The 22,074-nt window shown below is 37.4% G+C and carries 16 protein-coding genes; 12 read left to right on the top strand and 4 right to left on the bottom strand.

What is annotated here, in order from left to right; all coding sequences use genetic code 11:
* Nucleotides 1-84: 84 nt before the first annotated feature.
* The 7 genes from BCF58_RS12170 to BCF58_RS12140 all read left to right on the top strand — a co-directional run bounded on the left by BCF58_RS12170 (nt 85) and on the right by BCF58_RS12140 (nt 7,316).
* Nucleotides 85-498 carry a PaaI family thioesterase gene (locus BCF58_RS12170; RefSeq protein WP_121462108.1) on the top strand — a complete coding sequence of 138 codons (414 nt, stop codon included), beginning with the start codon at nt 85-87 and terminating at the stop codon, nt 496-498.
* A gap of 92 nt (nt 499-590) precedes the next feature.
* Nucleotides 591-1,799, top strand: a complete 1,209-nt coding sequence (gene pcaF, locus BCF58_RS12165; protein ID WP_121462887.1) for a 3-oxoadipyl-CoA thiolase — start codon at nt 591-593, stop codon at nt 1,797-1,799.
* Nucleotides 1,800-1,820: 21 nt separating this feature from the next.
* Nucleotides 1,821-2,414, top strand: coding sequence for an acyltransferase (locus BCF58_RS12160; protein ID WP_121462107.1), 594 nt, complete (start codon nt 1,821-1,823; stop codon nt 2,412-2,414).
* 18 nt (nt 2,415-2,432) lie between these two features.
* Nucleotides 2,433-3,260 (top strand): alpha/beta hydrolase, encoded by an 828-nt coding sequence (locus BCF58_RS12155; protein ID WP_121462106.1) that lies wholly within the window; start codon nt 2,433-2,435, stop codon nt 3,258-3,260.
* Nucleotides 3,261-3,350: 90 nt separating this feature from the next.
* The gene (locus BCF58_RS12150; protein WP_121462105.1) at nt 3,351-4,055 is read left to right on the top strand and encodes a DUF6624 domain-containing protein; all 705 of its coding nucleotides are present in this window, start codon (nt 3,351-3,353) and stop codon (nt 4,053-4,055) included.
* Between the two features lie 4 nt (nt 4,056-4,059).
* Complete coding sequence (paaZ, locus tag BCF58_RS12145; protein ID WP_121462104.1) at nt 4,060-6,555, top strand: phenylacetic acid degradation bifunctional protein PaaZ; 2,496 nt, start codon at nt 4,060-4,062, stop codon at nt 6,553-6,555.
* A 77-nt stretch (nt 6,556-6,632) separates the two neighbouring features.
* Nucleotides 6,633-7,316 (top strand): SMUG2 DNA glycosylase family protein, encoded by a 684-nt coding sequence (locus BCF58_RS12140; RefSeq protein WP_121462103.1) that lies wholly within the window; start codon nt 6,633-6,635, stop codon nt 7,314-7,316.
* A 79-nt stretch (nt 7,317-7,395) separates the two neighbouring features.
* Here the strand turns inward: BCF58_RS12140 and BCF58_RS12135 are convergent, their stop codons facing one another.
* From BCF58_RS12135 to BCF58_RS12125, 3 genes are all read right to left on the bottom strand, one after another.
* Complete coding sequence (locus BCF58_RS12135; protein WP_121462102.1) at nt 7,396-8,217, bottom strand: T9SS type A sorting domain-containing protein; 822 nt, start codon at nt 8,215-8,217, stop codon at nt 7,396-7,398.
* A gap of 29 nt (nt 8,218-8,246) precedes the next feature.
* Complete coding sequence (locus tag BCF58_RS12130) at nt 8,247-8,795, bottom strand: phage tail protein (RefSeq protein ID WP_121462101.1); 549 nt, start codon at nt 8,793-8,795, stop codon at nt 8,247-8,249.
* Between the two features lie 246 nt (nt 8,796-9,041).
* On the bottom strand, nt 9,042-9,386 hold the full coding sequence (locus tag BCF58_RS12125) for a hypothetical protein (protein ID WP_121462100.1): 345 nt from the start codon (nt 9,384-9,386) through the stop codon (nt 9,042-9,044).
* A gap of 269 nt (nt 9,387-9,655) precedes the next feature.
* On the opposite strand from BCF58_RS12125, the gene BCF58_RS12120 reads away from it, so the two are divergent.
* The 5 genes from BCF58_RS12120 to BCF58_RS12100 all read left to right on the top strand — a co-directional run bounded on the left by BCF58_RS12120 (nt 9,656) and on the right by BCF58_RS12100 (nt 20,416).
* Nucleotides 9,656-10,420, top strand: coding sequence for an enoyl-CoA hydratase/isomerase family protein (locus tag BCF58_RS12120; protein WP_121462099.1), 765 nt, complete (start codon nt 9,656-9,658; stop codon nt 10,418-10,420).
* A gap of 719 nt (nt 10,421-11,139) precedes the next feature.
* A complete protein-coding gene (locus tag BCF58_RS12115; protein ID WP_228434797.1) occupies nt 11,140-14,091 on the top strand; it encodes a SusC/RagA family TonB-linked outer membrane protein in 2,952 nt (983 codons plus the stop codon).
* Between the two features lie 15 nt (nt 14,092-14,106).
* Nucleotides 14,107-15,621: a RagB/SusD family nutrient uptake outer membrane protein gene (locus BCF58_RS12110; protein WP_121462098.1), complete on the top strand. Its 1,515-nt coding sequence runs from the start codon at nt 14,107-14,109 to the stop codon at nt 15,619-15,621.
* Between the two features lie 312 nt (nt 15,622-15,933).
* Nucleotides 15,934-18,885, top strand: coding sequence for a SusC/RagA family TonB-linked outer membrane protein (locus tag BCF58_RS12105; RefSeq protein WP_121462097.1), 2,952 nt, complete (start codon nt 15,934-15,936; stop codon nt 18,883-18,885).
* Nucleotides 18,886-18,901: 16 nt separating this feature from the next.
* Nucleotides 18,902-20,416: a RagB/SusD family nutrient uptake outer membrane protein gene (locus BCF58_RS12100; RefSeq protein ID WP_121462096.1), complete on the top strand. Its 1,515-nt coding sequence runs from the start codon at nt 18,902-18,904 to the stop codon at nt 20,414-20,416.
* A 55-nt stretch (nt 20,417-20,471) separates the two neighbouring features.
* Here the strand turns inward: BCF58_RS12100 and BCF58_RS12095 are convergent, their stop codons facing one another.
* Nucleotides 20,472-22,073 (bottom strand): AprA-related methyltransferase, encoded by a 1,602-nt coding sequence (locus BCF58_RS12095; protein ID WP_121462095.1) that lies wholly within the window; start codon nt 22,071-22,073, stop codon nt 20,472-20,474.
* Nucleotide 22,074 lies beyond the last annotated feature (1 nt).

Below are 22,074 nucleotides of genomic sequence, written 5' to 3'. Positions count from 1 at the left end.
CTTTCTCGGAATCTTTATGTTCTATTACTTTATTGATATAGTAAGTAAATTGAGAGGAAAAAAAGTACTCTAAAAAAATATTGAATGAATCCAAGGCAAGTTGCAGACTACATGCTCAATCAGGATTATTTTTCCCAATGGATGAATATCAAAATGATTGAGGTTAAAGAAAATTATTGCTTGATAGAAATGCCCATCAAAAAAGAAATGATCAATGGGCTTAAAACAGTTCACGGAGGAGTTACGTTTGCTTTTGCAGATTCTGCATTGGCATTTTCATCGAACAATTCCGGAGAAGCTGCCGTAGCATTAAATTGTATTATCAATTTTACCAAAGCCGGAAAAGAAGGGGATGTGTTCAGGGCGGAAAGTATCCTGGTAAATGAAACAAGAAAAACAGCCGTTTATGACATTAAGATTACTAATCAGAATGAAGAGCTGGTTGCCAAATTTATCGGAACGGTCTATAAAATCGGAAAACAAGTAACAGAATTATAAAATAAGCAGTAAGCTTTTGGCAATAGGCAATAAGCTTTTTTCGAAGCTTGGCACAGCCTACTGCATATAGCTTAAAGCGTAAAGCAAAAATTATGAACAACGTATACATCATAGATTACATCAGAACTCCTATTTCAAAATTGCAGGGAGGGTTATCGGAAGTCAGAGCGGATGATCTGGCTGCTATAGTGCTGAAAGAAATTGTTGCCAGAAACCCTGAAGTTCCCGTAGAAGAAATTGAAGATGTGATTTTCGGATGCGCCAACCAGGCCGGAGAAGACAATCGTAACGTAGCAAGAATGGGACTTTTATTGGCAGGACTTCCTTACAAAATTGGAGGTGAAACCGTAAACAGGCTTTGTGCTTCCGGAATGTCTGCTGTTGCCAATGCTTTCAGATCCATCGCTGCGGGAGAAGGAGAGGTTTATATTGCGGGTGGAGTAGAACATATGACACGCTCCCCTTATGTAATGTCAAAACCAAGTATGGCTTTCGGAAGAGACAGCCAGATGTTTGATACTACTTTCGGATGGCGTTTTATCAACCCGAAAATGAAAGAAATGTATGGTGTTGACGGAATGGGCGAAACTGCTGAAAACTTAGCAGATATGCACCAGATCAGCAGAGAAGATCAGGATAAATTTGCACTCTGGTCACAACAGAAAGCTACCAAAGCTCAGGAAAGCGGAAGATTAGCGGAAGAAATTGTAAAAGTTGAGATTCCGCAAAGAAAAGGAGAACCTGTAGTCTTCGATAAAGATGAATTTATAAAACCTGCGTCTTCTATGGAAGGTTTAGGAAAACTTCGTCCTGCTTTCAGAAAAGAAGGAGGAACTGTGACTGCCGGAAATGCTTCAGGAATGAATGACGGAGCAGCAGCTCTTATTCTGGCAAGCGAAGAAGCAGTTAAAAAATATGGCTTAAAGCCAAAAGCTAAAATTCTGGGATCATCTGTTGCAGGTGTAGAACCAAGGGTTATGGGAATCGGCCCGGTAGAAGCTACTCAGAAACTATTGAAAAGATTAAACCTTTCTTTAGATGATATGGATATCATCGAGCTGAACGAGGCATTTGCAGCCCAGGCTTTAGCCGTTACAAGAAGCTTAGGACTGAAAGATGATGACGCAAGACTCAATCCAAACGGAGGAGCTATTGCAATAGGACACCCTCTGGGAGTTTCAGGAGCGAGAATTGTAGGTTCTGCAGCATTGGAACTTCAGAAGCAGGATAAAAAATATGCGTTGTGTACTCTTTGTATTGGAGTAGGACAAGGTTACGCAATGGTAATAGAAAAAGTATAAGCAATTTGAGAATGAGATAATATGAATATCTACTCATATCACGGAATTCGCCCCATCATAAAACCTTCTGCATATATTCATCCGCAGGCGGTGATTATTGGGAATGTGGAAATAGGCGAAGAAGTTTATATCGGCCCCAATGCGGTTATCCGTGGCGACTGGGGTAAAATCATTATAAAAGATGGTGCCAATGTTCAGGAAAACTGTACCCTGCATGTATTCCCAAATATTGAAACCATTTTGGAAGAATCCGCTCATATTGGTCATGGAGCCATTATCCATTCCGGGCACATAGGGAAAAATTGCCTGGTTGGAATGAACTCTGTCGTAATGGACAAAGCCGTAATCGGAGATGAATGTATCATCGGTGCCTTGGCATTTGTTCCGGCTAACTTCAGAAGTGAGCCGAGAAAGTTGATCGTAGGAAGTCCGGCAAAAATTATCCGTGATGTTTCGGATGAAATGATCCACTGGAAAACGGAAGGAACAAAGCTATATCAGGAATTGGCAAGAGAAGGGAGAGATGCTATTTTGCCCTGTGAACCATTTTCAGAATATGTTCAGCAAACCCCTACAAAAATTGTTGATTACAGCATCTGGGATGATGTAAAATAACCAACCTTACAAAATAATATGATTAAGAAAATTCTCATCATTTGTAGTATTTTGCTGGCATTCAAATTTACTCTTTCGGCACAGAATGAAACAGTAAAGCCACTCACAATTGGAGAAATAAGAACCTTAAAATCCACCATTTTAAAAGAAGATAGAAACTTGAATATTTATCTTCCTCAAGGCTATGACAAAACAAAATCATACCCGGTAATTTACCTTCTTGATGGAAGTATGAATGAGGACTTTGTACACGTTTCAGGATTGATACAGTTCTTTAATCTGATGTATTCAATGCCTGAAACCATTGTGGTGGGAATTGCCAATGTGGATAGAAAAAGAGACTTCACCTATCATACAGATTTAAAAGATTTGCAGAAGGATTATCCTACAACAGGACATTCCGATCAGTTTATCAGCTTTCTTGAAAAAGAATTGAAACCTTTTATTGAAAAGAATTATAAAACGACAAGTACTTATTTAATGGGACAGTCTTTAGGAGGGCTTTTGGCAACAGAAATCCTTTTGAAGAAACCGGAAATGTTTAATCATTATTTCATTATCAGCCCAAGTTTATGGTGGGATGACGAGAGCCTTTTAAAGCAAGCAAAACAGTTACTCTCTAAAATTCCTGATACTAAGAAATTCATTTACATTTCTGTAGGAAAAGGAGAACATCCCGTTATGGTAAAAGATGCAGAAGATATTTATAATGTTCTAAAAAATTCGGGAAAGAAAAACTGGACGGTAGAATATAAAATGATGGAAACAGATAATCATGCAACCATTCTTCACAGAAGTTTGTACGAAGGATTGGTGAAATTGTTTCCTTATCAGGAACCAAAATAAAAAGTATAAAATAAATATAACAATCTGAAAATGTATCAATACAACAATTATTGTCCAACTGTTAAATGATGCATTATTAAATTAATTAATATGAAATATTTATTTTTTGCCATTTTCTTTCCTTTTTTTATGAATTGTCAGAAAATTCAGGATAAGCAAATGAATATTGAACTTAAAAATGAATTAGCTCAGATCGATAAAGATGATCAGATCTATCGTGAGCTTATGCTCCCTGAAACTTCACCTGAAAGAAGAAAAGAAATTATAAAAGAGAAAAATCTTAGTCAGGAAGATGCTACTGTAGGTTTAGGTAAAATCATGAATCAGCAGGATGCAGAAAACCTGGCAAAAATTGAAAAGATTATTGCTCAGTATGGGTATCCGGGAAAATCTTTGGTGGGAGAGCCGGAAAATAAAACAGCTTGGTTGATTATTCAACATTCACCAAAGATCAATCAGTATATGCCACTGATTAAAAAAGCGGCAGAGGAAAAGGAACTTCCTTATAGATTATATGCCATGATGCTCGACAGGCAACTCGTACAGGAAGAGAAGGAACAGATTTACGGGACTCAGGCACGTTCTTTTAAAACAATAAAAGACGGTAAAACAGAAATAGTATGGATAATCTGGCCAATTAAAGACTTTAAAAATGTAAATGCATTAAGAGAGGAAGTCGGTTTCGGACAAACATTAGAAGATTACGCTCAAGGTCTTTTAGGGAAGGACTTTGTATTTAAAAATTATACTTTAGAAGAGGCCTTACAACTTCAAAATAAAATAAAAAGTAAATAACTATATGGAAAAATTAAAAAATTATATCTGCGGACAATGGATGGAAGGAACCGGAAACGGAATTCCTTTGTACAATGCCGTTAATGGAGAACAGGTAGCTGTTTCGGACACGGAGGGTATTAATTTTGAGCAGGCTCTTGATTTCGGAAGAACAGTAGGATACAGAAACCTGTCTTCCATGACGTTCTACGATCGCGGGGAAATGTTGAAGAAAGTAGCGCTTTACCTTTTAGAAAGAAAGAAAAAATATTACGAATTATCATATAAAACAGGAGCTACCCATGTTGATTCCTGGGTGGATATTGAAGGAGGTTTCGGGACTTTCTTCACCTATTCGGGATTGGCAAAAAGAATGCTTCCGAATACACCGTTCTGGGTAGATGGAGATACTCAAAAAATATCGGCTAACGGAACGCATTTAGGAACCCATATCCTGACTCCAAGTGAAGGGGTTTCCATTCAAATTAATGCCTACAACTTTCCGGTTTGGGGAATGTTGGAAAAATTATCAACGTCATTATTGGCGGGAGTTCCTTCCATTGTAAAGCCATCTCCTTTTGGATCTTATTTAACCAATGCGGTTTTCCAGGATATGATTGAAAGCGGGCTTCTTCCTGAAGGTGCACTTCAGTTAGTGTGCGGCGAGCCGGGAAATATTCTGGATTATGTTCAGGATGGAGATTCCGTATTATTTACAGGTTCCGCGACTACGGGAAGAAAGTTAAAATCTTTACCATCCGTTGCAGGAAATGCAGTGCGTTTCAATATGGAAGCAGATTCATTAAACTGCTCAATCCTTGGATTGGACGCAAAGCCGGGAACTCCGGAATTTGATCTGTTCATCAAAGAAGTCCGTAATGAAATGACAACAAAGGCAGGTCAGAAATGTACTGCGATCAGAAGAATTATCGTTCCCGAACATTTGGTAGGAGATGTTCAAAGTGCTTTGTCTAAAGCTTTAGATCAGACCAAAATAGGAAATCCATTAAGCAGGGAAACCAGAATGGGATCTCTTGTCGGAAAACAACAATATGATGAGGTTCTTAGAAAAATAGATATCCTGAAAGCAGAAACAGAACTTGTTTATGACGGAAAACATGAATTGGTAGATGCAGACTATGAAAAAGGAGCATTTATGAGTCCGAAATTATTCCTGAACGATAAACCTTTCGAAAAAAATATTTCTCACGATGTAGAAGCTTTCGGTCCTGTTTCCACCCTGATGCCTTATAAAGATGCGGAAGAAGCTGCGGCTTTGGCAAAAAGAGGAAAAGGAAGTTTGGTAGGTTCAATCATTTCTTATGATAACGAATTTGTGGCTGAAACTTCTTGGAAAATGGCTTCTCAACACGGAAGGGTTTTTGTGTTGAACAGAGACAATGCCAAAGAAAGTACAGGTCACGGTTCACCCCTTCCTACCTTAATGCACGGAGGTCCGGGTAGAGCAGGAGGCGGTGAAGAAATGGGAGGTTTGAACGGTCTTCATTTCTTTTTACAGAAAACAGCGATTCAAGGTTCACCGGATATTTTAACGGCTATTACTAAAATTTATCAGCAGGGTGCTGAGAAAAAATATTCAGATAAACATCCATTCCAAAAATACTTTGAAGAGGTAGAAGTTGGAGATTCTTTGGAAACAGCAGGAAGAACGGTTACAGATGCAGACATCGTGAATTTCTCCAATGTTTCATGGGATCATTTTTATGCGCATACAGATGCTACAAGCTTAACGGGAACTATCTTCGATAAAACGGTTGCTCACGGATATTTTATCCTTTCTGCAGCAGCGGGATTATTCGTTTCAGGGAAAAAAGGACCTGTTATCGCCAATTACGGACTTGAAAACTGTTCATTCTTTAAACCTGTTTACGCAGGTGATACGATCACAGTGTATTTAACGGCGAAAGAAAAGATCAACAGAGGAGTAAAAGGAAGGAACATTCCTTCAGGAGTAGTGAAATGGTTGGTTGAAGTCGTTAATCAAAGAGAAGAAGTCGTTTGTGTAGCTACAATTTTGACACTGGTAGCTAAGCAATCTCCTTTTATTGATCTGAAAGTGAAAAATATCGAAAAGATTCTTAACGGATTAACGGAAAACACTCAGCCAAAATGGGGCAAAATGTCTCCTCAAAAAATGATCGAGCATTTGGAGCATGGGGTCATGGTAAGTTTGGGAGAACCGGAAGCAGACAAATGCTTCACCCCTGAAGAACAGTTGGAAAAATGGCAGGATTCTTTATATAATCACAGAAAAATGCCAAAAGATTTCCCTGCACCTTTCTTAGCTGAAGACGAAAAATTATTAGAGCTGAGACATAAAAATCTTGAAGCGGCAAAACAGTCTTTCATGGATACTTTAAAAAGGTATTCAATTTACTATAGAGAAAATCCGCAGGCAGAACATATGAATTTTGTGTTCGGAAAACTGAACAAAGAAATGTGGGAACTGATGCATAAAAAACATTTTACGCATCATTTTGAACAGTTTGGATTGATTTAATTCAAATGAAATTTTTTCAATATCATCATGTAGCAGTTTAGTAATAAATTGCTACATTGTTTTTTAATTATAGTCTAATGAAAACTTTTGCGGATAAAGTCATTGCGTTCAACAGAAATCTAAAATACTCAGGAAATTTACCGGAAGGATTTGAGGTTTTAAATCCATACCTGGATAATCCCGAAACTATGGAAGTGATGCAGAAATTTTATCATAAATATTACAATGATTCCCATCAAAGAAAATTCATCGTTGGAATCAATCCCAGCAGACATGGAGCAGGAGTTACCGGAGTTCCCTTCACGGATACCAAACGTCTTGAAAGTGACTGTGGGATTACAATGAAATCTGCCTACACTCATGAAGTGTCTTCGGTTTTCATCTATGATATGATTAGGGAATATGGAGGCGTTGAACAATTTTACAGAGACTGTTATATCAATTCACCATTTCCATTAGCCATTGTAAGAAAATCGAAAAATGGCTGGCGGAATGCCAATTATTATGATGATAAAAGACTGTTTGAAGAGGTAAAAGATTTCATGATTGATTCACTAAAGAAACACATCAGCTTAGGGCTTGATACTTCAGAAGTCTTTATTCTGGGCAAAAAGAATGCAGATTTTATCTCTCAATTAAATGCCGGAGAAAAGCTGTTTGATAAAATGACGGTTTTAGAACATCCAAGATATATTCAGCAATACAAATCAAAAGAAAAACAGTTGTATATAGATAAATACATTCTGGAATTAAAAAAGTAAAACCACCCTTCATCACATAGGGTGGTTTATCATTTATGTAATAGAATCGGTACAATCTATTCTGATTCTCTTGTAAAACTCATTGCTTGAGAATTTTGAAAGATCCTGAAAGAGTCCTGATCAGATAAGTTCCCGTAGGAAGTTCGGAAATATCTGCTCTGTTTTCTCCCTGTCTTACCTCTAATGATTTTACCATCTTACCAGCCTGGTCATATATTTCAGCCTTGCTGTTTTCATCAGTTTTGATGATGAAGGGCCCTTTAGTAGGATTCGGATACATGCTTAGCTTGCTTTTCGAAGCTTTTGTTTCATTGGTTGCTAAAACAATTCCTGAATCTTTCACCCATACCAATGCATCTAATCCTACGTAAGTATAGTTTCCTCCCGCTGTTATTTGCAGTTCATCAATAATGATATTAGTGTAATTTTGACCATTCAGATTGGTGAGATCAATTAAAGTGTAACCGTTTGTTGATCCCAATGAGGTTGCAAAACCTGTCGTTTTGGTTTGCGTGAATTTCGTTACTCCCGCCAGTTTACCTGTTACAGTTAATGTTCCGGTCACGGCCTGATTCAACGCTATGTTTGAAAGAAATACCCAGAATCGATTGACTTTGAATAAATTAGAAGTTGTTTTGATACTGAATGAAGCACCGCTCATTGAAAAATTTGAATTATCAATATATCTGTTATCAATGGCAGTTCCATTCCATCCTGTTCCGGGAAAATTCCCCTGTATGTCAAAAGTGCTAACCTGGGAAATAATATTGAAAATCACCCCGTTATCTGTAAAACTCGTGCTGCTGTGTGATTCTGTTTCAAACAATTCCGTACTAGTCTGCCCAAAAGAAAATATGGAGATGAGAAGACTACAAATACTAAAAAATATAGTACTTTTCATGATTTAAAGTTTAGGGTTTTAAATAAGTTTTAGCTTCTTGGAGGGTAAATACCTTCTACACAGATGATGTAATTCAGTCCCAGATAAGGAGGCATATTATTAATCGGAATACCTTGTCCGGTAAATGATACTGATAGAGGGTTGATTGCTGTATCCGGGTTTGCATTGTCTACAAAACTAGGTACAGCTGTGAAATCTCTACCGTTCTGTGTTCCTGTAATACCAATTGATGTGGTAGCAGATGGAGTAGCGGTAGTAGCATTTTTATTAGCCACTTTTAGTTGAAATCCGGCCCCCATGCTTGGCATATTTTGCGAAAGAAGAGTAGTTTGTTCACTACCTCCGGAAATTCCCAAAGGATAATATTTCCCGCTTTGTGTTCCGGCGCCTATCGCCATGCGGCCTGTCAGATTCGGTAGTGCGAAAGTGGTGATCCCGTCTCCACCATAAGTTGTTCCTAATATGGAAAACAATGCAGAGTTTTGAGAGATGCTTAATAAACTTCCGTTACAAAACATCCATCCTCTAGGAGCAAAGTTTCCTGCAAATAATTTTACAATTCCAATAAATTCGTCCATGATAATATATTTTTTCAGTTATAAGTTTCCTACTCTGTTGGCTTTTCGGATTCCGCCATTTGCCTTAAGTCTGTGATCTATTGACAGACCAAAGTAACAACATATACCAAGGTAGGGGTAGAGTAGAAAATACCAAATTGGGGATTCAGTATTTCTACGTAATCAGGTTGAGCTTAAATATGGGCTATATAAAAAACCATCAGCATGCTGATGGTTTTTTGATTGAAAGTTTATGGACTACCATACTTATTTTTGTTGTACAGTAGGTTCTACATAATCTTCAGGAACCTGATCTTCACTTAAATTTACTATTCTGGTAACCGCAAAAGAATTCGGTCCTGTTTGTAGTATGGCAAAATTGCTGTACGATGTTCCTGATGAAGTGTAAGGAGTAGCTACTACCTCTCCGTTTGGCGTTTTTATAGTTGCTGAGATTTCTGTAAGCAAGCATACTCCTCTGCTTTTTGCTTCCCAGGTAGTATTAGGTGTAACGCTGTAATCGTCATCGGAACAGAAAATACTCATATAGGATACTTTACCGCTTGCAATGTAATTGGTGGAGTTTGTGATTTTAACTAATGGATAAGACATGGTGTTGATTTTTAAAGTTAAATTTTCCTACACTTTTCAAGGGCTTTCGGATTTTCCCTTTTGTTCAGTTGTTGAAGCTTCATGTTTGAAATGAACATTACAAATGTAGCATCAGATAAAAAATGAGAATAGAGTAAAAGTGACCAAATTATATTTTTAGTATTTATACGGAGTAATAACAAAGTAGTTTAAAGAGCCAATTTATATACTTTAATTTCTTTAAACGCTGTGTATTTAGTATTTTTGTATCCATTCAAATAAATCTAAAAATGAACGAATTCGTAGTATCAGAACTGAAAAATAATATCTCGGAGATTACTTTCGGGACACCAAAAAGCAACTCTCTTCCCGGGGCTATTTTAGAAAAACTGGCTCAAACTATTTTAGATGAAGGGGCTAAAGAGGAAGTAAAGGCAATCCTGATCAAAAGTGAAGGCGAAAAAGCATTCTGTGCCGGAGCGAGCTTTGATGAGCTTTTGGCTATTGAAGAATTGGAAACTTCCACAAAATTCTTTGGTGGTTTTGCCAAAGTTTTGAATGCGATGAGAAACTGTGGTAAGATTGTAGTGGTAAGAGTTCAGGGTAAAACAACAGGAGGAGGAGTAGGAATTGCTTGTGGAGCAGATTATTGTTTTGCTACTAAGGATTCTGCTTTAGCTTTAACAGAAATCAATTTAGGAATTGGTCCGTTTGTTATTGGTCCTTATGTTGAACGAAAAATGGGGAAATCTCAATTTTCTGCAATGGCTATTGATGCCGATTTCAGATCAGCTGAATGGGCAGAACAGCATAATGTGTATCATTCCGTTTCTGAGAATATTGAAGAAATGGATAGCAAGCTGGAAAAATTTTTACAGACCCTAGCTTCAAGGAGCAGTGATGCATTAGCATTAATCAAGAAAGTATCCTGGGAAGGTACAGATCATTTCAATGAGCTGATGCCTGCCAGAATTCATATGAGCGCAAGTTTAATTCTGGAAGATTCTGCAAAAAAGAATATTGAAGCCATTAAAGAAAGATTAAGAGTAAAATAATATGTATTGTCTGAATGCCTTCTGATTATTACAGTTCCTGATACGGATATAAATGGTTCTATTTATTCTGAGCTGAAGTAAATAGATGTGCTTATTGAAAATTCTTAAAACCCTGCCTGAGAAAGCAGGGTTTGTTGATTCTTACAAGAAACAAATTAAAAATTGACCCACAACTTTCCAACCAGTTTACACTGTAACGGTTAAAACCGAAATACACTTGGATTGCTTAAAAAATTACAAAATAACTTCATTTCTATAAGGCCCCGTGGTTTAAATATCACTTTATCACCAGTTGTAACGGGTGTGTTTATTCATATTATAATTGTTTTTATACTGCATTTATACTGCGCTTTAAGTATTTTTTTACGTATTGTATTGAAAATTAGAATTTTGTGGAAATGCAGTTAAATTGCAGTAATGCATTTCTTGTATTCAATGATTACTTTCGAAAGTAGGCTGCCTGAATGTAGCTGTTAAAGCAATTTACATAAAAACATGACTTAAATTAATTATGATGAAAAATTACATGTTTCCATTTATTTTTTCAAAAAATAAATGTTTTATAAATTATACAGTATTAGAGTGTTATACTCATTTTTCTGAAACAAAAAACATGGGAAACGGATTTAACCCGGAAGCTCTCAAGTGTATTAAAGGTGAGAATTTTAACAATTTTATTTGTTAACATACTTGTTAGAAATATTAAAAATTTAATTAATATGATGAAAATAAGATTGTCAATTCTAACTACTGCTGTTTTGTTCTTTACAGGACAAATGATTGATGCACAAAGTAAAAAGAAAGATACGGCGGCTAAAGAAAATCAGATTGATGAAGTTGTTATAGTGGCTTATGGTACTCAAAAAAAGGAAACACTGGTAGGGTCTAATACTGAGATTAAGGCGAAGCAATTTGCAGATCGTCCGATTTCTAATATCGGACAGGCTATAGACGGAGCCAGTCCTGGTGTAAAAGTGGCTACCAGTACAGGGCAGCCGGGTAGTGCTCCCAGTATTCAGATTAGGGGTATTGGCTCTTATGGCATTTCTACAGCACCCTTATATGTGGTAGACGGTGTGGTATACACCGGTTCGTTATCCGCAATAAATCCAAATGACATTGCTTCCTTTAATATATTGAAAGATGCTGCTTCTACATCTTTATATGGTTCAGCAGCAGCGAATGGAGTCATACTGATCACAACAAAATCCGGTAGAAAAGGAACCGACATTCTGAACTTTAATATGAGTACAGGATATGTAGGAAGATCTATTCCGGAATATGATAGAGTAGATGTACATCAATATTACCCGTTGATCTGGGAAGCGATCCGGAACGGAAGATTGACGACTAATCCTTCAGACGGTCTTGCAGCAGCCAACACCTATGCAACAACCAATTTAATTTCAGGAGTTCTGAAAACAAATGTTTTTAATGTGGCGGATAATCAATTGGTGGTCGATGGTATACTTAATCCCAATGCCCAACTAAAGTATACGGACCTGGACTGGCAAAAACCGTTGATGAAGACGGGCTTCAGACAAAATTATGAATTGAATTACAGTGGTGGGAGTAATAAAACCACATATTTTGCTTCAGTGAGCTATACTAATGAAACAGGATATGTAATCAAGTCGGATTTTGAAAGATTTACTGCCAGGTTAAAAGTTGATTCACAGATTAAAAGCTGGCTTAAATTGGGTACCAGTATCAGCGGGGTTGCCTCCAATGGTAATAATGCAGTAGATGGAGCAGAGAGTAATAATGCCTTTCAGAACCCTTTCAGGTGGACAAGAACAATAGGCCCGATATATAGCCCATATGCACACGATCCCACTACTTTTGCAACTCTGTATGATGACGATGGAAATATTATGTATGATCCGGGAAGCGCAAGAGGGGTTGATGCTGCAACCGGAAGAAATGTCATTCAGGAAGTGATTCTCAATAAAAATATTACCAAAAACTATTATATTATTTCGAGAGCCTATGCGGAATTTAAAGTTGATCCGTATTTAACCTTATCTACCAATGTAGGCTATGATATCAGAAACTTCAGGAGGAACAGATATGGAAATAAGATTATTGGAGATGCGGCTCCTGCCGGGAATGCTACAAGGGCTACCTTTACTGAGCAGACCCTGACTTTTAATCAGCTTTTAAATTACAAGCGAAAATTTGGAATGCATAATTTTGAGTTTATGCTGGGACATGAAAATTATAAATATTTATATGAATTTTCCTCTGCAAGTAAAAAAGACCAGGTTGTTGATAATAATGATGATCTGATCAACTTTGTAACCATTACGGATGCGACATCACAAACTGATAATTATAGAAAAGAAGGTGTTTTCTCACGGCTGAACTATGACTATAAATCCAAATATTTACTCTCTGCATCCATTCGATGGGATGCCTCATCAAGATTTGCAAAAGATGTAAGGTGGGATTCCTTCTGGTCTATAGGGGCAGGGTGGAGAATCAAGGCAGAGGATTTTTTGAGAAAATCAAATACAGTCAGCGAACTTAAATTACGTGGATCTTACGGTGAGGTAGGAAATGATGGGACTAATGAATATTATATGTATCAAAGTACCTATGCTTTAGGATACAATAATGTCCAGGAACCAGGCATTTTATTTAATTTCTTTGCAGACCCTTCCATTACATGGGAAGCTAATAAGCAAACGGATGCAGGATTGGATTTTGGATTCTTTGATAGCAGAATTACAGGTTCCGTAGAATATTATAACAGGATTACCGATGATCTTATTTTTCCGGTTCCGTCGCCTGTATCCAACGGTATTCCGGGAAACAGTATTATTAAAAATGTAGGTACCATGTATAATCGGGGTTTTGAATTTGCTATTAGCGCGGATATTATCAGGAATGAAAATTTAACCTGGAATATTAATGCTAATGCATCAACCTTAAAAAACGAAGTTACCAAATTATCAGACGGAATTACAGAAATTATTAGTGGGACTAAAAAGGTATCCGTTGGACATTCCGTATATGATTATTGGTTAAAACAGTGGTATGGGGTAGATCCTGCCGATGGATCACCTCTGTTTTTAGTCGCCGATGCATATGCGGGTACTACCGCCTCTGATATCAGAACAGTGAATGGTACTTTGGTAACCACCAATAATACTAAGGCTAAATTTGATTATTCAGGTACGGCTATTCCAGACCTGTTTGGTAGCTTCGGGACATCGATCGCCTATAAGCAGTGGTCATTATCAACCATGTTTACCTATCAGTTAGGAGGTATGACGTATGATTCCAACTATCAGTCTTTGATGTCAAGTTATTCTCAGGGAGGAGCTTTAAGCAAAGATATTCTAGACAGATGGACAACGCCCGGACAAATTACAGATATACCGGCACTAAACTCTTCGACGGCTCCACACTCAAATGCGGCATCAAACAGATGGCTGGTTAAGTCGGATTTTATTTCTTTCAGGCAGGCTACTTTAGGATATAGTTTCTATCCGGAGAGTATTTCACAGTACGGATTAACATCCCTGAAAATATTGCTGTCGGGAGAAAATCTTTGGAGTAAAACGGCGAGAAAAGGATTGGAACCCGTGCAAACTTTCAATGGAAGTACGGCGAACAGATATACACCGTCAAGGATTATTACAATAGGATTTAATTTATCATTCTAAATTTAAATTGAGATTATGAAAAGTATCATAAAAAAACAATATAAAAAAATTGCCCTGTTATCTTCTTTACTGTTTGTTTTATGTTTTAATACCTCTTGCAGCAGTGATTATCTTGAAACAGATCCTACAACGGCTGTTTCTGAAGAAACGGCTTATTCCAGTGCCTCCAATCTTAAGGCGATTATCAATGGGATGCACAGGGATATGTATTTCAGACAGAATGAAAGCCAGGGGCAAAACGGGCAGGGTGGAATTATGATCATGATGGATGCCTTAGGAGAAGATCTGGTTTTTACTTCCACATCCAGTGGTTGGTATATCACAACAGTCAGATGGCAGGATCAGGTAAATGATAATGCAACCTTTGATTTTTATCCTTACCAATTCTACTATGCCTTGATCAGAAATGCGAATCTTGTCATTGCCAACGGACCCAACGTTCCGGCACCTAATGCAGCAGATGCGGCCACTATTAAGCAGGCCATCGGGGAAGCTTATGCCTTCAGGGCGTTTTGCTATTATATGTTGGTTCAGATCTATGGAAAAAGATATGTACCTAATACAACAAACAGTCAGTTAGGAGTTCCTTTAAAGGTGTTAGCTGACGAAACTCCAATGGCCAGAAACACAGTAGAGGAAGTATATGCCCAGATCAATAAGGATATTGCTGAAGCGTTAACAAGATTAAGCAGCACAAGAGCGGCAAAATCTCATTTTAATGATAAGGTGGTTTTGGGGTTAAGAGCCAGAGTTGCTCTTACTCAAGGAAATTATACATTGGCAGCATCTTCTGCTCAACAGGCTAGAGTAGGGTTTGCCTTAATGAATAACGCAACATACACCTCAGGATTTAATAACCTTGAAGGAAACGGAGAGTGGATGTGGGGAGCTACTATTATTACGGATCAGTCAGATGTTTTTGGTAATTTTGGGGCATACATGTCCAGAAATTTTGGTTCCACAAGTGTTAAGGGAGGCCCTAAAGCCATGAACAGTAAGCTTTTTGCTATGTTTCCGTCTACAGATGTGAGAACGAAAGTTGTGGATCCTACCGGACAACACACTGCACTTGCATTGCCGTCAACTTATTCAAAATTCCCTTATACAAGTCAGAAATTTTTATCAGCAAGTCTTTCAGATAGCAGAGTAGATGTTCCGTATATGAGAGCTGCTGAAATGTACCTTATAGAAGCTGAAGCTAAAGCTAAAGCAGGTGATGAAGCAGGATCCAAATTAGTATTTAATGAATTTACAAAAAACAGAAATCCTTCTTATGTGGGGGCAACTACTACCGGAGCTGCTTATATTACAGAAATCCTGAACAGCAGAAGAATAGAGCTTTGGGGAGAAGGATTCAGATTTCTGGACCTTAAAAGGCTGAATCAGGGATTAGACAGAACCGGAGCTAATCATTCTTCCATCGTTACGAATAGTCTGTTGACAGTTCCTAATACCGATAACAGATGGCAATATTTGATTCCTAGGGCGGAAATCAATGCCAATCCGCTTATTGAACAGAATCCATTGTAGCTCTTTATTCAAATTTTAATATTTCATAGGCGATTCTCGTGAGAGGTCGCCTTTTTAACTGAAAGAAATTAGAATTTTTACATGTGATTTATTCACAATATATTGAATAAAATTATTGAAATTTATCAATAATTTTATATTTTTAATTGTTTTTGTTTCATTCATATTGAACTATTAATAAATATTTTATTTTTTTAAATATAATCAATGTAACGCATAGTATCTATGGTAATATGTTAAATTATTAACTAATATTTGTATATCTTAATATTTATTAACACTTTTGCTGTTTTAATATTAAAATTTGTTAATATGAAGTTAAGATTGTCGTTAATAACTACTGCTGTTCTGTTTTTTGCAGGCGGGCAAGTAGTTGAAGCACAGAGGACTAATAAGGATACTACAACTACTGAAAAGCAAATTGATGAGGTAGTGATTGTTGCTTATGGTTCTCAGAAAAAAGAAACATTGGTTGGTTCCAACACGGAAATTAAAGCCAAACAATTTGCTGATCGTCCGATTTCCAATATTGGACAGGCGATAGACGGAGCGAGTCCTGGGGTGAAAGTATCTACAGGAACGGGTCAGCCGGGAAGTGCTCCTAGTATTCAGATCAGAGGGATCGGATCGTATGGAATTTCAACGTCTCCTTTATATGTTGTAGACGGTGTTATTTATACCGGTTCTCTATCTGCAATTAACACGAATGATATCGCCTCGTTTAATATTCTTAAAGATGCTGCATCAACATCATTATATGGTTCTGCGGCAGCTAATGGGGTCGTATTAATTACAACCAAATCCGGTAGAAAAGGAACAGACGTCCTGAACTTTAATATGAGTACGGGATATGTAGGAAGATCCATTCCGGAATATGATAGAGTGGATGTATATCAATATTATCCATTAATCTGGGAGGCAATGAGAAACGGTCGTTTAACATCTGTTCCAGGTACGACTGTTGCTGCTGCAAATGCTTACGCAACGACCAATTTGATTTCAGGAGTATTGAAAACTAATGTTTTCAACGTAGCAGATAATCAATTAGTTGTGGATGGTATTTTAAACCCGAACGCTCAATTAAAATATACTGATCTTGACTGGCAGGGACCATTAATGAAGACAGGTTTCAGACAGAGTTACGAACTGAATTACAGCGGTGGAACTAATAAAACTACCTATTTTTCATCTGTAGGCTATACTAATGAAACAGGATATTTGGCAAAATCAGATTTTGAAAGATTTAATGCCAGATTAAAAGTGGATTCTCAGATTAAAAGCTGGCTTAAGTTAGGAACAAGTATCAGTGGAGTTTCTTCCAACGGAAATAATTCTATTGACGGAGCAGATAATAACTCTTCCTATATCAATCCATATAGCTGGACAAGAACAATGGGACCTATATATAGCCCATACGCACACGATCCAAATACCTTTGCGACCTTATATGATGCAGCAGGAAATATAGTGTATGATGCGGGAAGTGCAAGAGGAGCTGACGCTGCGGCAGGAAGAAACGTAATCCAGGAAACCCTTTTGAATAAAGATATCTCTAAAAATTATTATATCATCTCAAGAGCGTATGCTGAATTTAAAGTTGATCCGTATTTAACATTATCCACCAACGTAGGATATGATATCAGAAATAACAGACGAAGCAGATATGTAAACAAGCTTATCGGTGATGCTGCTCCTGCAGGTGCGGCTGAGAAAACAACCTTTACAGAGCAAACGCTTACCTGGAATCAGTTATTAAACTATAAGCGTAAATTTGGAGTACACAACTTTGAATTCTTATTAGGGCACGAAAATTACAAATACATGTATGAGTACTTCAATGCCTACAAACAAGGACAAACGGTTGACGATAATGATGAATTGATCAATTTCGTAACACCTACCACTGTAACTTCTCAAACGGATAATTACAGAAAAGAAAGTGTATTCTCAAGATTGAATTATGATTATAAATCCAAATACTTATTATCAGGTTCCATCAGATGGGATGCCTCATCAAGATTTGCAGAAGATGTAAGATGGAACTCATTCTGGTCAGTAGGAGCAGGATGGAGAATTAAGGCAGAAGATTTTTTAAGTGCTTCAAGTACAATTAGTGAGCTTAAGTTAAGAGGTTCTTATGGGGAAGTAGGAAATGATGGAACCAATAGCTACTATATGTATAAAAGTACTTATAGCCTGGGATATAACAATGCACAGGAACCGGGTATTTTATTTGGTTTCTTAGCAGACCCTTCCATTACATGGGAATCCAATAAGCAAACTGACTTAGGATTGGATTTTGGTTTCTTGAATAATAGAATTACAGGTTCGGTAGATTATTATAACAGAGTTACCGATGATCTTATCTTCCCTGTTCCACTTCCTGTATCTGGTGGTGTCCCAGGAAACAGTATCAGTAAAAATGTGGGTACTATGTATAACAGAGGTTTTGAATTTGCAATCAGTGCTGATGTTGTTAGAAATGATAACTTTACATGGAATATCAATGCCAATGCATCTACTCTTAAAAATGAAGTAACGGAATTATCAGCAGGGATTACAGAGATCATCAACGGAACTAAGAAAGTTTCAGTGGGGCATTCAGTGTATGATTACTGGTTGAGACAATGGTATGGGGTAGATCCTGCCGATGGTTCGCCATTGTTCTTAGTTGCTGATGCTTATGCCGGTACTACGGCTTCTGATATCAGAACAGTGAATGGCACTCAGGTAACGACTAATTTTAACAAAGCTAAATATGACTATTCAGGAACAGCTATTCCTGACCTGTTTGGTAGCTTCGGGACATCAATCACCTATAAGCAATGGTCATTATCAACCATGTTTACCTATCAGTTAGGAGGTATGACGTATGATTCCAACTATCAGTCTTTGATGTCAAGTTATTCTCAGGGAGGAGCTTTAAGTAAGGATATTTTAGACAGATGGACAACGCCTGGACAAATTACAGATGTGCCTGCATTAAACTCTTCAACGTATACAAATTCTAATGCAGCATCCAGCAGATGGTTGGTGAAATCAGACTTTATTACTTTCAGACAGGCTACCCTAGGATATAGCTTCAGCCCGGAAAGTATTTCACAGTATGGTTTAACATCATTAAGACTGTTATTGTCAGGGGAAAATATCTGGAGTAAAACCGCGAGAAAAGGATTAGAGCCTGCTCAGTCTTTTAATGGTACAACTACAAATAGATATACTCCTGCAAGAATTGTTACAATAGGATTTAATTTATCATTCTAAATTTAAATTAAGAATTATGAAAAATATTATAAAAAGACAATATAAAAGAATAGTAATATTATCCTCTGCATTATTGATACTTTCTTTAAGTTCATCTTGTAGTAGTGATTATCTTGAAACCGACCCGACTACAGCGGTTTCTGAGGAGTCGGCTTATTCCAGTGCCTCCAACTTAATGGCTATTATCAACGGTATGCATAGAGATATGTATTACAGACAAAACAGCAGCCAGGGGCAAAACGGACAGGGAGGTATCATGATTATGATGGATGCCTTAGGAGAAGATTTGGTTTTTCCTTCTACAGGAAACGGTTGGTATGTTTCTACCGTAAGATGGCAGGATCAGGTAAATGAAAATGGATCTAATGATTTTTATCCGTTCCAGTTCTACTATGCCTTGATCAGAAATGCGAATCTTGTTATTGCCAACGGACCCAACGTTCCTGCACCTAATGCGGCAGATGCGGCCACTATTAAACAGGCTATTGCTGAAGCATATGCTTTCAGAGCATTCAGTTACTATATGTTGGTTCAGATCTACGGAAAAAGATACGTTCCTGGTACAACGAACAACCAATTAGGAGTTCCTATCAGATTAGTTGCCAATGAGGTTCCTTTAGCAAGAAATACAGTAGAAGAAGTTTATACTCAAATCAATAGCGATATTGCAGAAGCATTATCAAGATTAAGCAATACAAGACCAACAAAATCTCACTTTAATAATAAGGTGGTATTAGGTCTAAGAGCCAGAGTAGCCCTTACTCAAGGTAACTATGCTTTAGCAGCATCTTCTGCTCAAGAGGCCAGAGTTGGCTTTGCTTTAATGAGTAACGCAACATATACTTCAGGATTCAATAACCTGGAAGGAAACGGAGAATGGATGTGGGGAGCTACTATTATAGCAGATCAAACTGACTATTTCGGGAACTTTGGAGCGTATATGTCAAGAAATTATAACTCTACCAATATCAGACAGAATCCTAAGGCAATTAACAGCAAACTTTTTGCCATGTTTCCTACCACGGATGTAAGAACTAAAGTTGTGGATCCTACCGGACAACACACTGCACTTGGATTACCAACTACCTATTCAAAATTCCCGTATACAAGTCAGAAATTTTTATCTGTAAGTACTTCGGACAGTAGATTAGACGTTCCGTATATGAGAGCTGCGGAGATGTATCTTATCGAAGCTGAAGCTAAAGCTAAAGCAGGTGACGAAGCAGGATCAAAAGTAGTATTCAATGCATTTACTGCAAACAGAAATCCTTCTTATACCGGTGCTACTACCACAGGGGCAGCGTATATTACAGAAATTCTGAACAGTAGAAGAATGGAACTTTGGGGTGAAGGATTCAGATTCTTCGACCTGAAGAGATTGAACCAGGGATTAGACAGAACAGGAGCTAATCATTCTTCCGTTGTGGTTAATAACGTAATGACTGTTCCAAGTACAGATAACAGATGGCAATATTTGATCCCTAGAGCAGAGATCAATGCCAATCCGCTTATTGAACAGAATCCATTGTAATTCTTATTCAAATTTTAATATTTTTAAAACCTTGTCTGTTACAGGCAAGGTTTTTTTATGCCTTCAATAAATTAATGGAAACGGTAGCCAATTCCGAGTCCGGAAACTTTCTTGAAAATTCTTTATCAATACTCAGCCCCACTTCCAAACAAACTTTTCTGAAAACATCAATTTCCAGTATATATTGATCTGAATATCCATGTGTCGCTTCATAGGCTGTTGCAGCTGTTTTACCAATGTTTTTACTTGTTAATTCCGGAGCTAACGAATGCAGCTCGATCATTAAAAGTCCGTTTTTCTGAATATAAGGCAACCAAAGCTCCAGATGCTCCTTCAGGCTTTCTTCGACCAGGTTATTAGATAGTCTTTTTCCGCGATAAGAAAATGCACCTGTTGATGTACTTATTCTTTCAGGATGGGTATTGTTGGGCGTTTTCCACACCCTGTTATGATCCAGAAAAGTTCTGATATTAAGTAAATCTGTAAGCTCAATTTCGTAGCTCTCTTTTAAATCTTCAGCTAATTGTTGAGGATTCCCAATATCTCCCCAAATCACCTTTGCCCAAATATCATTATTAATAAGGTTAGCCCTTGTCGCCTTTAAGGCTGCATGATTATAATCCGCACCTACCAGAAATAAAGGATATTCCTCAAGCATTTTTCCACGAAGTGTGTACCTTTCTATTGTTTCAAAAATATGTTGGATGAAAGCTCCATTACCACAACCCATATCCAGAACACCTTTAGGCTGCAAATGAATAGGCTGGTTGAAAATTTCAATAATAAAATCATTGGCCACCTTAAAATAATTCGAATGTGCTCCGCCGCTTCCCCAGACATTCATGGTTCTGTCTACATGGATTTCATCTTCTCCTTCGGAGATCTCTCTTATTTTAGATGCATTCCCGAACAAAAGATCATCCATTTTATTCAGCAAAGGAAGATAGGAAACCGTAACACCATAAGAAGTCGCTCTTTTGGCAAAATAAATCCCGGTATCTGTAAACTTATAGTTATCACCCGATTTTTTAAACCAATCCAAATGAGTAAGAAAATCCAGTATGATTTCAAAATTTTCGGAGTTCTTGTGGAATTCGGCTGCCTGAAAAGAAGTCTCCATAAAGTATTTATGAAACATTCCTGTCATTCCGAGGTAAACGATAATGGGACCGATAATACATCCTTCAATATGTTTTAAAATCTGTTCCAGAATCTTTTTTTCGCCGGAATCTTCAGTAAATGTAATTCCGAAATTATTTTTTAGAGCAAGGGTAAGTTCAGCAAATTCTTCAATAAAAGAAGCTTCCGTAATCTGATTCCTCATATCAACGGACTTTTTTTGAAACGAAATCACTTTAAGATAAAGCGGAGAATATTTTTGTAAATAATGCGTGTTGTGATTCACGGAAAGGACAATTTCATCTTTTTCATGATCTACGGTGTAGTCTAAAAACCCCTGTGATGCCAGGGTCCGTAATGCCACATTAAGATATCCGTCATGAGCCTTAAAAGTTTCTGCAAGCTGCTGCAATTTGATTTCCTTCTTATCTATCATGTAGCAAATAATATCTTTTTTGATAAGAGAAGCTACAGTGGGAGCCGTAACGATTCCGTCCAGATGTCTGAAAATTAGCGAGCGTAAAACCTCTTTATTCATG

Source organism: Chryseobacterium defluvii (genome assembly GCF_003634775.1).
Classification (GTDB): Bacteria; Bacteroidota; Bacteroidia; order Flavobacteriales; family Weeksellaceae; genus Chryseobacterium; species Chryseobacterium defluvii.
This window is presented reverse-complemented; position numbering and strand designations above follow the sequence as displayed.